Consider the following 13,768-nt stretch of genomic DNA (forward strand, 5'->3'; position numbering starts at 1 on the left):
TGACGTCATCCCACATCCAAAGCGAGCAGGTCTTCTTCGGTCTCCCGCCGCACGATCAGCCGGGCTCGGCCGTCACGCACCGCGACCACCGGGGGTCGGGGCACATGGTTGTAGTTGCTGGCCATGCTCCGGCAGTACGCCCCCGTGCCGGGTACGGCGACAAGATCTCCGGGCTGCACGTCGGCGGGCAGGAATTCATCCTTCACCACGATGTCCCCGGACTCACAATGCTTTCCCACCACGCGGGCCAACAACGGCTCGGCGGTCGAGGCCCGCCCGGCCAGCGTGGCCGAGTACGAGGCGTCGTAGAGCGCGGTCCGGATGTTGTCGCTCATCCCGCCGTCCACGCTCACGTACGTCCGCAGCCCGTCCACGTCCTTGACGGTGCCGACCTCGTAGAGGGTGAAGACGGCGGGCCCGACGATGGCCCGGCCCGGCTCGATCGACAGCCGCGGCACGGCCAGGTTCTCCGCGGCGCACTCCGAGTCGACGATCTTGCGGAGCCGCTTGGCCAGCTCGTCCGGCGCGGCCGGGTCGTCCTGGGTGGTGTACGCGATGCCGAAGCCGCCGCCCAGGTCCAGCTCGGGCAGCTCCACCCCGCGCGCGTCGCGGATCTGCGCCTGGAGGGCGAGCACCCGGCGGGCGGAGACCTCGAAGCCGCTGGTGTCGAAGATCTGCGAGCCGATGTGCGAGTGCAGCCCGCGCAGGTCCAGCACACCCTCGTCGATGACCTTGAAGGCGGCTGCGGCGGCGGCCCCACCGGCCAGCGAGAAACCGAACTTCTGGTCCTCGTGGGCGGTGGCGATGAACTCGTGGGTGTGCGCCTCCACCCCGACGGTGACCCGGATCAGCACGCCGGGGCGGACCCCGCGCTCCCGGGCCAGCGCGGTGAGCCGGTCGATCTCGGTGAACGAGTCGAGGATGATCCGCCCCACCCCGGCGTCCAGCGCCCGGGTCAGCTCGGCGACGGACTTGTTGTTGCCGTGGAAACCGATCCGCTCCGCCGGCATCCCGGCCGACAGCGCGGTGGCCAGCTCGCCACCGGAGCAGACGTCCAGGTGCAGGCCCTCCTCGGCGATCATGCGGACCACCGCCCGGCACAGGAAAGCCTTGCCGGCGTAGTAGACGTCCGCGTCGGGGAAGGCGGCCCGGAAGTCCCGGGCGCGCGAGCGCAGGTCGTCCTCGTCGAGGACGTACGCCGGGGTGCCGTACTCGGCGGCCAGCTCACGGACGTCGAGGCCCGCGACGGTCAGCGCACCGCCCGTGCCGCGCTCCACCTGACGCGGCCAGAGCTGCGGGACCAGGGCGTTGACGTCGGCCGGGGGACGCAGCCAGCCCGGCCCCCGGTCACCGATGTCGCCGTGCATCGCACCGGCTTCGTGGGCACGCATCAGGGCTACATCCTCTCCGGGGCGGAGACACCGAGCAGGCGCAGCCCGTTGGCGATCACCGTGCGGGTGGCGTCGTTGAGCCAGAGCCGGGCCCGGTGCAGGTCGGTGACCTCCTCGTCGCCGCGCGGCAGGACCCGGCAGTTGTCGTAGAACCGGTGGTACGCCCCGGCGAGGTCCTCCAGGTAGCGGGCCACCCGGTGCGGCTCGCGCAGCTCGGCGGCGGCGGCGACCACGGCGGGGAACTCGGCGAGCGCCTTGAGCAGCTCGTTCTCCTTGTCGTGGTCGAGCAGCTCGGGGTGGAACCCGGCCCCGTCGCCCCGGCTCAGGCCGACCTCGGCGGCGTTACGGCCGACGCTCGCCGTCCGGGCCGCGACGTACTGCACGTAGTAGACCGGGTTGTCGCGGGTGGCCCGGGTCCACAGCTCCACGTCGATGTCGATCGGCGAGTCGCTGGAGTAGCGGGCCAGCGCGTAGCGGGACGCGTCCACCCCGATCGCGTCGACCAGGTCCTCCAGGGTGACCACCGTGCCGGCGCGCTTGCTCATCCGCAGCGGGACGCCGTCGCGGACCAGGTTGACCAGCTGGCCGATGAGGATCTCCAGGTTGACCGCCGGGTCGTCGCCGAAACAGGCGGACATCGCCTTCATCCGCCCGAGGTAGCCGTGGTGGTCCGCGCCCAGCATGATCACGACCCGCTCGAAGCCGCGTTCCCGCTTGTCCAGGTAGTAGGCGCAGTCGGCGGCGAAGTAGGTCCACTCGCCGTTGGACTTGCGCAGCACCCGGTCCTTGTCGTCGCCGAAGTCGGTGGTGCGCAGCCAGGTCGCCCCGTCGGCCTCGTACAGGTGACCCTGCGCGCGCAGCCGGTCCAGGGCGAGGTCCAGCTCACCCCGGTCGTGCAGGTCCTTCTCGTTGAAGTAGGTGTCGAACTCCACCCCGAAGCCGCGCAGCGAGGACCTGATCTCGGCGAACATCAGCGTCACGCCCTCGACCCGGAAAACCTCCTGGGCCTCGCCGTCGGGCAGGTCGAGCACGTCCGGCCGGACCGCCCGGACCTGCTCGGCGATCTCGGCGATGTACGCCCCGCCGTAGCCGTCCTCGGGGGCCGGCTCGCCCTTGGCCGCGCACAGCAGCGACCGGGCGAACCTGTCGATCTGCGACCCGGCGTCGTTGAAGTAGTACTCGGTGCCGACGTCGGCGCCGGTGGCCCGCAGCAGCCGGCTGAGCGCGTCGCCGACGGCCGCCCAGCGGACCCCGCCGATGTGCACCGGGCCGGTCGGGTTGGCCGAGACGAACTCCAGGTTGATCCGCTGCCCGGCGAGCCGGTCGCTGCGGCCGTACTCCTCGCCGGCCTCGACGATCACCCGGGCGAGCTGGCCGGCGGCGGCGGCGTCGAGCCGGATGTTGAGGAAGCCGGGGCCGGCGATCTCCACCGACTTGACCCCGGCCGCCCGGCCGAGCTGGTCGGCCAGCGCCGCCGCCAGCTCCCGGGGCGGGACGCCCACCTTCTTGCTGAGCTGGAGCGCCAGCGTCGAGGCGTAGTCGCCGTGGTCGGGATTGCGCGGTCGTTCCACCGCCGTACGCGCCGGAAGCGCGGCGGGGTCGAGCCCACGCTCGGTGAAAACGGCGTGGGCTGCGGAGAGGACGACCTCGGCCAGTTCTGCGGGAGTCACCGAACCATGTTATCGGGGGTAGACTCGGGCACTCGGCGGCGACCCTGAGCGTCACCCGGCCCGCCAGATCCCCTGACCGACCGACCTGACGAGGCACGATGAGCATCAGCACCCCGGGCGGCCCTGAGCGCCGTCCGACCGTGGTCAGCACCGGTAAGAAGCCGGCGGCCGGCCGGCCCGCGGCCGTCGCCAAGCCCGGGGGCGGCAAGTCCGCGGGCACGCCCCGGCAGACCTCGGGCGGCAAGGGCCCCCGCAAGCCGATCACGCCGGTGAAGGTGAGTCAGGGCCGCTCGTGGGGCCCGATCGCCCTGTTCGTCGCCGTGGGCGTGCTCGCCGTCTCGATCATCGGCTACGGCGCGTACGCGGCCTTCCAGGGTTCCAAGTCGTGGGAGCAGCGGGCCGCCGACATCGACGGCATCGTCGACTTCCGGGACAAGGACCCCAAGCTCGTCCAGGGCGGCCAGCACCAGCAGGGCGCGATCAAGTACGACGTCCTCCCGCCGGTGGCCGGCCCGCACAACCCGGCCTGGCAGAACTGCATGGGTGACGTCTACGACGCCCCGATCGCCAACGAGCACGCGGTGCACAGCCTGGAGCACGGCACGGTCTGGATCACCTACCGCCCCGACCTGCCGGCCGATCAGGTCAGCAAGCTCCGCAGCAAGACGCAGGGCGTGGAGAAGGTCATGCTCAGCCCGTTCGAGGGGCTGGACAAGCCGATCTCGCTCCAGGCGTGGGGCTACCAGCTCAAGGTCGACAACGCCGACGACAGCCGGATCGACGAGTTCATCAAGACGCTGCGGGTGAACGCCTCGGTCGAGGGTCCGAACGCCAACTGTGGCCAGGGCATCACGGCCACCGGCACGGCCCCGCGCGACAACGTCCCGCAGCAACAGCAGCAGCCCACCCAGTGAGGACGTGGCGATGACCGCTCCCGCGACGACCGACACACCGCCCGTCGAGCCCTCGGTCACCGGTTCCGGTGACCGGCGGCCCGCCGGCCGCTACGGCCTGCTCGCCCTGGCGGCCGCCGTCGTGGTCGGTCTCCTCCTCGGGTACGCCGGCGGCCTGCTGACCCCGACGTTGACCCGACCGGGTGACAGCTCGGCGGAGGCGGGCTTCGCCCGGGACATGACCACCCACCACGCCCAGGCGGTGGAGATGGGGCTGATCGCCTTCGACCGGGGCACCGACCCTGAGGTTCGCCAGATCGGCGGCGACATCGCCACCGGCCAGCAGGGCGAGATCGGCACCATGCAGACCTGGCTGCGGTCGTGGGGGCTCGACCCGACCGGCGACCAGCCCCGGATGGCCTGGATGCCGGACGGCACCGGCAAGATCGAAAACGGTCTGATGCCGGGCATGGCGACCCCGGAGGAGATGGCGAAGCTGCGCGTCGCCCAGGGGCGCGAGCTGGACGTCCTCTTCCTCCAGATGATGATCAAGCACCACCTCGGCGGCATCCACATGATCCAGGGCATCCTCGACGCCGGTGGCGACGACGACGTCCTCGCGGTGGCGCAGATCATGAAGAACACCCAGCAGACGGACCTGACCAACCTCCAGAACGCGCTGAAGCGACTGGGCGGCTGACCCGCCCGTCCTCCAGGGAGGCCCGCGTCCCGCTCCGGCGGACGCGGGCCTCCGCACGTCTCCGGCCTCCCCCACGACTGGGGCCTCCGCCCGACCGGAACCTCCACACGCCCACGCACCTGTGCACGTCTCGGGCCCCCGCATGCCCTCGGACTGCCGACCTTCCCCGAAGCGTCAGCGGCCCGGGCCGCGCCGCATCCCCTGCCGCCAGGGAGGGAGTTATGGGCGTTTTAGGTTTTTAGCGTGCTGCGCACCTTTGAAGACCTAAGAGACTTTTCTACCCACATATCGTGACCAGTTGTGATTCGTGCTCGTTGCGCAGGACGTGGGGGTTGCACTCAGAGACGCGCGGCGCTCGGTCACCAGTTGGTGCCGACGCCACACCATCGGCGGTGACGGAGCGGTGGCAGCCGCCCGTCGCGGACACCGGCAGGGCGAGTCGGGAGCGCTCAGCCGGGAACAGGAACTCGAACTGATCGACGTACTGCGAGGCGTCCACCCCGACGAGTTCGGGCTGGACGAGGAGCTGTGGACGCGGCAGAGCCTCGCCGCACTGATCCAACGCCGCTTCGACCTGACGATCGACGCCGGCACGGTCGGGGCGTACCTGCGGGCCTGGGGGCTGGGCCCCCGGGAGCCGCGCGAACGGGCCTGCGGTCTCTGCGTCGGCGCGGTCGAACGTTGGGTACGCGGCGAGTACCCGGCCATCACCCGGGCCGCCCAGGAACACGACGCGGAGGTCTACTGGATCGGCCGGGTACGCCTGCGGGGCACCATGCCGGCCGCCGAGGTCATCTCGGCGGTGTCGTCCCGGGGGCGGGTCCGGTTCATGGTCACCACGCCCAGCGTGGACCCACCGCTGCCCCGCGACTTCGTGTTCCGGCTCAGCGGTGCCGACCAGCACCCGGTGCACCTGATCGTGGACGGCTCCTGGCCCCGTAACGAATGGCCCCGCCGGCTCCCCCGGCGCATCGCCCTGCACCCGCTGCCCAGCTGCGGACGCACCCTGGCCGCCGCCTGACCAATTGGCCCCAGCCGCCGGTGACGGCTCACCTGCCGGCGGCGGCGCGTCCCACCACCGGCAGTGACGGCTCGGCCCACCACCAACGGCGACGGCGCGTCCCACCACCGGCAGTGACGTTCCGCCCGCCGCCATTGGTGACGGCCTGCCCGCCACCAATGGCGGTCGGGGTGGCTCCGCGGCGTCACGATCATGCAGGTCAGTAGACAGCACCGGGGGGTGCCGGGTGGCGATTCGGTGATCCGGAAGGGGGTTTGCTACTCTTCTCAGGTCGCTGAGCCCCCGTAGCTCAGGGGATAGAGCACCGCCCTCCGGAGGCGGGGGCGCAGGTTCGAATCCTGCCGGGGGCACCACGGACGACCAGCACGAGAAGGCCGCTGACCAGGGGAAACCCGATCAGCGGCCTTCGTCGTATCTCCGGCCAGGTCCGGCCGTCAGCGGCCCACGGCGGGTGTCTGTGCCCCCGGCATGCCCAGGCGGAGGCGATGATCCCCGCCATGTCGCCCCCACGGCGGTGTCGCGGCTCGGGGAAGCCGCTGTAGCGGCCCACGGGAGTCGATCAACCACGAAGGCCGGCAGACGGCGGGTCACGGGGTTTCGCGGCGGGCTCTGGCTCGGCGTTTCCCCTCGTGCATGGCCTGCACCCGGGGTACCGGGATGGTGCGGCCCTCGGCGACCAGGTCGGCCGGGAGCCGCTGCGGTGCGGGCATCGCCTCGGCCCACGGGTCGCGGTCACCGAGCAGCGCGGGCACCGTCCGCACGGTGAAGTCACCGGGGCTGATCGCGTCGAGGTCGTCCCAGCCCACCGGGAACGACACCGGCAGCCCGGGGCGCAGCCGGGGGCTGTACGCGGCCACCACGGTCGCCCCGCCGGCCCGGGTCGGATCGACGAAGACCCGACCGCCCCGGTCCTCCCGGATGAAGGCGGTGGTGGCGGACTCCGGGTCGAGGCGCTCGGTGTGTACGGCGAGCGCCCGGGTGGCGGCGGCCACCTCCTCGGCGGTGGTGTCCGGGTGCACCGGGACGAAGATGTGCAGCCCTTTGGCGCCGCTGGTCTTCACCGCCCCGGCCAGCCCGACGTCGGCCAGCGCCCGGCGGACCGCCCCGGCGACCCGGGCCACCACCGCGAAGGCGTCCCCCTCGGGTGGGTCGAGGTCGAGCACGAGATGGGTGGGCTGCTCGGGCCGGGTCGCGGTGACCAGCGCCGGGTGGTACTCGATCGCCCGCTGGTTGGCGAACCAGAGCAGGGTGCGCCGGTCGTCGCAGAGCGCGTACGACACCTGGCGGTGGGAGGTCTCGGCCCAGATCGCGGTGCGGCGTACCCAGTCGGGGGTGTATTTCGGCAGGTTCTTCTGCATGAACGGCTCCTGCCCGCGCAGCAGCCGGACCACCGACAGCGGCCGGTCGTGCAGGCCGGGCAGGATGCGGTCGTGCACGGTGTCCAGGTAGTCGACCAGGTCCCGCTTGGTCACCTCGTCACCGGCGAGCAGCAGCTGCTCCAGGTTGGTCAGGCCGACCCCGTCCCGCGTCTCCTGCGCCCCCGCCATCCGCCCACCCTCCCGGGCGCACGGTCCCGGCGCAACCCCGACACGGGTCGGCCACCGAACCCGTCACCGAGGGGTCGTCTGTGACCATGACACCGGTGGAAGGAGGCACCCCGTGCCCCAGGAACACGACGACGGCACCCCCGGCGGTGACTGCACGCTGCGGGAGGCGCTGGACCGGGTGGGCGGCAAGTGGAGCATCGGCATCCTGTTGGCCGCCTCCCCCGGGCCGGTCCGCTTCAACGAGTTGGCGCGGGGCATCGAGGGGATCAGCCGGCGGATGCTCACGTTGACGCTGCGTAACCTGGAGCGGGACGGCCTGCTGCACCGGCAGGCGTACCCGACCGTGCCGCCGAGGGTCGAGTACCGCGCCACCCCGATGGCGATGGAGCTGTACGAGCCGTTGGTGGCGCTGACCGACTGGGCGCAGCGGCACCGGGCGGCGATCAGCCAGGCGCGGGCCGCGTACGACCGGGGGCATGGCGGGGCCTGAGCGCGGTGCGGACCCGGCGTGTGGCGAACGCCACCGTCTTTCTCTGACCGATCGGTCAGTATCTGACCGATCGGTCAGGCATGCTGGAACGCATGATCCGTCGCACCCCCCGCACCCATGGTGAGATCCTCGCCGCGGCGGCCCGGCGGTTCGCGGTGACCGGCTACAAGGGCACCTCGTTGCAGGACATCGCCCGTGAGGTGGGCTGCTCCAAGGCCGCGGTGCTCTACCACTTCGCCGGCAAGGAGGCCCTGCTCGCCGAGCTGATGGCCGGGCCGATCTCGGTGCTCTGCGAGCTGGACGAGCGGATCTCGGCGCTGACCGGGGCGGCGGCGCAGCAGGCGGCGGCGGAGGGCTTCGTCGACCTCGCGGTGCGGTTCCGGGGCGAGATCGCGCTGCTGCGCGGGGAGTTCCCGGAGCTGCTCGCCCAACCGGCCTTCGCCCACATCCACCTCATCTCGGAACGGCTGATCGAGGCGATGACCGGCCCCGACGGTGGGCAGGACGCGCGGGTCGCCGCGCTGGTCCTGCTCGCCGGCATCGCCGAGGGATGCGGCACGTTCGCCGACATCCCCGACGAGGAACTGCGTCCCGCCCTGCTGGCCGTCGCCCAACGGGTGCTCGTGACTGCCGCACCACCGCCAACTCCCGACCACCAACACCACGATTGAGGACAAGGATCTGATGGCGACCCTGCTGTACCGGCTAGGCCGGGCATCGTTGCGCCGCCGGCGACTCGTCGTCGCCGTCTGGCTCGTCGTACTCGTCGGCCTCGGCATCGCCGCAGCCACCCTGAAGGGCCCGACAGCCAGCAACTTCACCATGCCCGGCACCGAGTCGCAGCAGGCGTTGGACCTGCTCGCCGAGCGGTTCCCGGCAGCCAGCGGCGCCACCGGCACCATCGCGGTGAAGGCGCCCGCCGACGGCCAGTTGACCACCCCCGAGGGGCAGTCCGTCGTCAAGGGGGTCGTCCAGGAAGCGTCGACGCTGCCCGGCGTGGTCGGCGCCGTCGACCCGTACCAGTCCCAGGCGATCACCCCCAACGGCCGGTACGCCCTGATCCAGGTGCAGTTCGCCACCGGCGGGGACGAGGTGACCCCCGAGCAGCGCGAGGCGTACGAGAAGGTCGGCGCGCAGGCCGAGGCGCAGGGTTGGCAGATCGCCCCCGGCGGTGAGGTGCTCAACTCCGAGCCGGAGGTCGGCTCGACCGAGGCGTTGGGCGTGCTGGTCGCCGCGATCGTCCTGATCGTCACCTTCGGTTCGCTGGTCGCGGCCGGGATGACCATGCTGAACGCGCTGATCGGCGTCGGGGTCGGGATGGCCGGCCTGTTCGCCCTCAGCGGTACGGTCCAGTTGACCAGCACCGCGCCCATCCTGGCGCTGATGCTGGGCCTGGCGGTCGGCATCGACTACTCGCTGTTCATCACCTCCCGGCACCGGCAGCACCTGCTCGAAGGACTCACCCCGGAGGAGGCGGTCGGCCGGGCCGTCGGCACCGCCGGTTCCGCCGTGCTCTTCGCCGGGGCGACCGTGGTCATCGCGCTCGCCGGGCTCGCCGTCGTCGGCATCCCGTTCCTGACCGTGATGGGTCTGGCCGCCGCCGGCACGGTCAGCGTGGCGGTGCTGGTGGCGATCACCCTCGCCCCGGCGCTGCTCGGTTTCGCCGGCCGCCGGGTCCTGCCCCGCCGGCTGCGCAAGGCCGCCCCGGCCACCGAGACCGTCGAGACCGTGGAGGCCGCGCCGGCCGCCGAGGACCGCTCCGGGTTCGGGTTCCGCTGGGCGCGGTGGGTGACCCGGCTGCGCATCCCGGTCATCCTGGTCGGCCTGCTCGGCCTCGGGCTGCTCGCCCTGCCGGCCCAGGACATGCGGATCGCGCTGCCGGACGCCAGTACCGCCCCGGTGGGCAGCCCGGCCCGCACCAGCGCCGACCTGATCCGGGAGGGCTTCGGTCCGGGCTTCACCGGCCGGCTCGCCGTGGTGGTCACCTCGGACTCCGCGCAGGACACCGCAGCCGCCGTGCCGCAGGTCGCGGCGCTGATCCAGCGTACGGACGGGGTGTTGGCGGTGGCCCCGCCGCAGCTCGACCCGACCGGTCGGACGGCACTGCTCGGGGTGATCCCGAAGAGCGGGCCGACCGACGCCGCCACCGAGACGCTGGTCCACGACATCCGGGACCGGGTCGGCTCGGTCGGCAACGCCGAGGTGCTGCTGACCGGGGTGACCGCGATCGGCATCGACGTGTCCGAGAAGCTCTCCGCCGCGATGCCGGTCTACCTGCTGCTGGTGGTGGGGTTGTCGATCCTGCTGCTGATGCTCGTGTTCCGGTCGATCCTGGTGCCGGTGAAGGCCGCGTTGGGCTTCCTGCTCACGGTGGCCGCCACGTTCGGCATCACCGTCGCCGTGTTCCAGCAGGGCCACCTGGCCAGCCTGGTCGGCCTGGACAGCCCGGCCCCGCTGATCAGCTTCCTGCCGATCCTGCTGATCGGCATCCTGTTCGGCCTGGCCATGGACTACGAGGTGTTCCTGGTCTCCCGGATGCGGGAGGACTTCGTGCACGGTGACACGGCCCGGCAGGCCACCATCAACGGGATGGGGCACGGGGCCCGGGTGGTGACCGCCGCCGCGCTGATCATGATGTCGGTGTTCGGGGGCTTCGTCTTCCTCGACGATCCGGTGATCAAGTCGATGGGCTTCGCGCTCGCGATCGGTGTCGCCATCGACGCCTTCGTGGTCCGGATGACCATCGTCCCTGCCGTGATGTCCCTGCTGAACACCAGGGCGTGGTGGCTCCCCCGCTGGCTCGACCGCGCCCTGCCCAACGTCGACATCGAGGGCGAGGGTCTCCGCGCCCACCTCGACAAGCAACCGGTCAACGTCTGACCCTGCCGATCATGGAGTTGTGGTGCCCGGCCCGGGGTTTTTCGCCCCGTTCCGTCCGGCACCACAACTCCATGATCCACTTGGGGGCGGGGCTCAGAGGCCGGTGGGGTAGGTCTCCAGTTCGGCTACGGTGCTGGGGGCGGGTAGCGGGTGCAGGGCGGTGGAGGTGTCGCACCAGATGAAGGCGTCGTAGCGGTCGGCCAGCCGACTCGGGACGTAGTTGCCCCAGCGCTCGAAGGTCGGGTCGTAGACCACGCCGATGGCCCGGTGGTCGGCGGTGCCGGTGACCCAGGCGGGCTGGTCGGGGCCACCGAAGACGAGCACCGCCCGCTCCGGCAGCAGCTCGTGCAGCCGCGACTCCACCGAACCCTCCCGGGCCGGCGGCACCGTCATCACCTCGGCCGGTGAACCCCAGTGCGGGGCGGCCACCACAGTGCCCTGGTAACCACCGAGACCGATCAGCGCCACCGCGTCGCGGCCCAGCCGTTCCCGGGCCAACTGCCCGATGTTGACCATCCCGTCGCCGGCCATGCCGGTGGCGCGGGCGTCCCCGATGTGGGTGTTGTGCGCCCAGACGATGCCGCGTGATCCGGGTCCGTAGCGGGTCAGCAACCTTTCCAGGGTGTCCGCCATGTGGGTGTCGCGCACGTTCCAGGAATCCGGCCCACCGTGCACCATCGCCCGGTAGTACCGTTCCGCTCCCGCCACCACTTCCGCGTTCTGCCAGGCAGCGAAGGCGTCCGGGCCGTCCGAGGCGACATGTGCCCGGGTACGCGCCAACAGCCGGATCACCTCCTCCTCGCAGCGCGCCGAGACGAACCGGCTGGCCGCGCCGTACTCCTCGACCCGCCGGCCGAACGGCTCGAAGCACCGGTACGCGTCCTGGGCGGCCTCCATCGACTTCGGGTCCTCCTCACCGAGATAGTCGAAGATCGCCTGCATGGACTCCCAGAGGCTGTAGACGTCCAGCCCGTGGAAGCCGGACCGTTCCCGCTCCGGACGCTCCAGGTTCCACGCCCGCAGCCACCGGCAGAACCGGTCCACCTCGGCGTTCGCCCACATCCACGTCGGCCAGCGGGTGAACCGTCCCAGCGCGGTCCGGGGGTCCTGGGCACCACCCGGTGCGCCGACCACCGACCGGTGCACCCGGTCGCAGTCCGGCCAGTCCCCCTCCACCGCCACGAAGTCGAACCCCTGCTCGGCGATGAGCCGCCGGGTGAGCTGCTCGCGCAACCGGTAGTAGTCGTAACTGCCGTGCGTCGCCTCACCGATCATGACCACGCGGGCGTCCCGGACCCGCTCCAGCAGGGGGTCGAAGTCGCTAGGCGTACCGAGCCGCTGTACCAGCATGGGCGGGGCTACCCGGCAGGGTCGGCGGACAAACCGCCGATGGTGTGGCGGGACCGGCCGGTGTGGCGGCGGGCGGAACGGGTAGCCGGCGGCATGAGCGTCACCGGGTTGCAGTTGCAGGAGTACCTGGCCGGGCTCGACTACCCGGTCTCCCGCGAGGACCTGGTCCGCTGGGGTCAGGAGAACGGGGCGAGCACCGAGCTGCTCCAACTGCTGCGGGCGCTGCCCGCCGAGCAGTTCGAGGACCCGGCCGACCTGAACGAGGCCCTCACCACCCTCGCCTGAGCCCCCACCCCGATACCTGGGCCCAGGGCGGGCGGCCCCGCTCACCACCGGCGGTCACCGGGTCGGCCCGGTGCGGTGGAAGCGTGCAACAGCCGGAACAGCACCAACCACTGTTCCGGCCAGACCAGCCCGACCGGGGTGGCCGGGTCGATCCGCGCCGCCCGCAGCGCACCGTCGACCCGCCGGCCGGGATGGGCCGCCCGCAGCGAGGCCGCGAGCGACCCGCCCGCCCCGCCGAACCCCAGCTCCACCATCCGCCGGTACGCGGGCAGCGCGGCCACGGCCAGCAGCGGCTCCGGCCGACGGTCGATCCGCAGGATGCCCCCGTCGACGGCGGGCACCGGACGAAACGCGGTGCGCGGCACCCGCCCGGCGAGCCGCCAGTCGTACTCCGGCCAGGTCAGCACCGTCAACCGACTCCACCGGCCGAGGTCACCGGTCCGCTTGCGGGCGTACTCCCACTGGGTGAGCAGGGTGGCCGCGCGCAACCGGGGCGCGGCGAGGCACCAGCGGACCACCGCAGCGGTCAACGACCACGGGATGTTGCCGACCACGGCGAACGGCTCGTCGGGCGGCGCGACGGTCAGGAAGTCGGCCTGCCGGTGCGCCACGTGTGGCAGCGCCGCGCACACCGCCGCCAACTCGGGGGCGACGGTCGGGTCGACCTCGTAGGCGATCAACCGGCCACACCGTCGGGCCAGCGGCCGGGTCAGCTGACCGCGACCGGCACCCACCTCCAGCAGTAGGTCGTCCGGGCCGGTATCGGCCGCCCGGACCATCCGCGTCACGGCGGCCGGGTCGGCGAGAAAATTCTGGGACAGTACGCGACGGGACCGGTCGCGTGCGGTGGTGCGGTCTCGGCGGGGCGCCACGGGTTCGTCCTGTCTGTCGCCGACCGGCGACGGTACGGACAGGCGCAGCACGACGCGGGGCCTGTCCGAGTGGAGCGGGACTCGGACGACCCTGGGGATCGGCGGGGGGACGCTACGCGGTGACGGGGCAGGCGACGATCAGGCCAGACCCCTGCTCAGATCAGCGTGATCAGGCAGAGCGTGAACACGGGGAACGTGATCAGGGTCGGCGTGACCGGGGTCGGCGTGATCACGCCGAGGCGGTCTCGTCAGGTCAGGCGCGGTGGGCGTCCCGGCCGGCCAGGGCCGGACGCCGGACTCGCGGGCGGGCCACCAGGAGGGGCCCCCGCGCGGCCGACGTGACGGCCACGGTGATCAGGGCATGCATGCACATGGCCGCCACGCTAACGCACCTCCCACGTTCCGCAAGGCAATTCCGGATCGGTCCGCCACCGCCCCACCGCCCCACCGGCTCATGACCCCGCCCACCCACGACACCACCGGCCCACGACACCTGACCCGATCAGCACCCGCGCCGCGCCACCTCCGGGCCGGAAAGATCGGCCGCGCTGACGGTGCTCCGGCGGCCGGCCCGTCCGGTTCCACCCCGGTCCGCAGGACGGTGCCCTACGTCGAGGCGCACGGCACCGGGACCGCGGCCCGCCGTCACCGCTGTCGGGCTGTCCCGCG

12 protein-coding genes and 1 tRNA gene are annotated in these 13,768 nt (G+C 72.3%); 8 read left to right on the forward strand and 5 right to left on the reverse strand.

Features of this window, described 5'->3' with window-relative positions; genetic code table 11:
- Window positions 1–5: 5 nt before the first annotated feature.
- Complete coding sequence (gene lysA / locus ACQP2H_RS25315) at window positions 6–1,391, reverse strand: diaminopimelate decarboxylase (RefSeq protein ID WP_433229124.1); 1,386 nt, start codon at window positions 1,389–1,391, stop codon at window positions 6–8.
- A gap of 5 nt (window positions 1,392–1,396) precedes the next feature.
- Window positions 1,397–3,061 carry an arginine--tRNA ligase gene (gene argS, locus ACQP2H_RS25320; protein ID WP_357535010.1) on the reverse strand — a complete coding sequence of 555 codons (1,665 nt, stop codon included), beginning with the start codon at window positions 3,059–3,061 and terminating at the stop codon, window positions 1,397–1,399.
- A 98-nt stretch (window positions 3,062–3,159) separates the two neighbouring features.
- Between argS and ACQP2H_RS25325 the strand changes: the two genes are divergently transcribed.
- The 4 genes from ACQP2H_RS25325 (at window position 3,160) to ACQP2H_RS25340 (ending at window position 6,028) form a co-directional block, all read left to right on the forward strand.
- The gene (locus tag ACQP2H_RS25325) at window positions 3,160–3,975 is read left to right on the forward strand and encodes a DUF3105 domain-containing protein (RefSeq protein WP_433229126.1); all 816 of its coding nucleotides are present in this window, start codon (window positions 3,160–3,162) and stop codon (window positions 3,973–3,975) included.
- Between the two features lie 10 nt (window positions 3,976–3,985).
- Window positions 3,986–4,654, forward strand: coding sequence for a DUF305 domain-containing protein (locus tag ACQP2H_RS25330; RefSeq protein WP_208568385.1), 669 nt, complete (start codon window positions 3,986–3,988; stop codon window positions 4,652–4,654).
- A 325-nt stretch (window positions 4,655–4,979) separates the two neighbouring features.
- The gene (locus tag ACQP2H_RS25335; RefSeq protein WP_219470329.1) at window positions 4,980–5,675 is read left to right on the forward strand and encodes a winged helix-turn-helix domain-containing protein; all 696 of its coding nucleotides are present in this window, start codon (window positions 4,980–4,982) and stop codon (window positions 5,673–5,675) included.
- A gap of 278 nt (window positions 5,676–5,953) precedes the next feature.
- A tRNA-Arg gene (locus ACQP2H_RS25340) sits at window positions 5,954–6,028 on the forward strand.
- A gap of 234 nt (window positions 6,029–6,262) precedes the next feature.
- Here ACQP2H_RS25340 and ligD read toward each other — a convergent pair.
- Window positions 6,263–7,222, reverse strand: coding sequence for a non-homologous end-joining DNA ligase (gene ligD / locus ACQP2H_RS25345; RefSeq protein ID WP_357535012.1), 960 nt, complete (start codon window positions 7,220–7,222; stop codon window positions 6,263–6,265).
- 112 nt (window positions 7,223–7,334) lie between these two features.
- Here ligD and ACQP2H_RS25350 point away from each other — a divergent pair, with 112 nt between their 5' ends.
- From ACQP2H_RS25350 to ACQP2H_RS25360, 3 genes are all read left to right on the forward strand, one after another.
- Window positions 7,335–7,712 (forward strand): winged helix-turn-helix transcriptional regulator, encoded by a 378-nt coding sequence (locus tag ACQP2H_RS25350; protein WP_433229128.1) that lies wholly within the window; start codon window positions 7,335–7,337, stop codon window positions 7,710–7,712.
- A 92-nt stretch (window positions 7,713–7,804) separates the two neighbouring features.
- Entirely contained in the window at window positions 7,805–8,383 is a 579-nt protein-coding gene (locus tag ACQP2H_RS25355; protein ID WP_433229130.1) for a TetR/AcrR family transcriptional regulator, read from the forward strand.
- 13 nt (window positions 8,384–8,396) lie between these two features.
- On the forward strand, window positions 8,397–10,592 hold the full coding sequence (locus ACQP2H_RS25360) for an MMPL family transporter (protein ID WP_433229132.1): 2,196 nt from the start codon (window positions 8,397–8,399) through the stop codon (window positions 10,590–10,592).
- Between the two features lie 93 nt (window positions 10,593–10,685).
- On the opposite strand, the gene ACQP2H_RS25365 is transcribed toward ACQP2H_RS25360, so the two are convergent.
- Window positions 10,686–11,942 (reverse strand): erythromycin esterase family protein, encoded by a 1,257-nt coding sequence (locus ACQP2H_RS25365; RefSeq protein WP_219464463.1) that lies wholly within the window; start codon window positions 11,940–11,942, stop codon window positions 10,686–10,688.
- A 93-nt stretch (window positions 11,943–12,035) separates the two neighbouring features.
- On the opposite strand from ACQP2H_RS25365, the gene ACQP2H_RS25370 reads away from it, so the two are divergent.
- Window positions 12,036–12,227 (forward strand): DUF2795 domain-containing protein, encoded by a 192-nt coding sequence (locus ACQP2H_RS25370; protein WP_208568497.1) that lies wholly within the window; start codon window positions 12,036–12,038, stop codon window positions 12,225–12,227.
- A gap of 41 nt (window positions 12,228–12,268) precedes the next feature.
- Here ACQP2H_RS25370 and erm read toward each other — a convergent pair whose 3' ends face one another.
- Entirely contained in the window at window positions 12,269–13,099 is an 831-nt protein-coding gene (erm, locus tag ACQP2H_RS25375) for an ErmE/ErmH/ErmO/ErmR family 23S rRNA (adenine(2058)-N(6))-methyltransferase (protein WP_219464464.1), read from the reverse strand.
- Between the last annotated feature and the right edge of the window lie 669 nt (window positions 13,100–13,768).

The organism is Micromonospora sp. CA-248260 (assembly GCF_050942205.1).
GTDB classification, from domain to species: Bacteria; Actinomycetota; Actinomycetes; order Mycobacteriales; family Micromonosporaceae; genus Micromonospora; species Micromonospora antibiotica.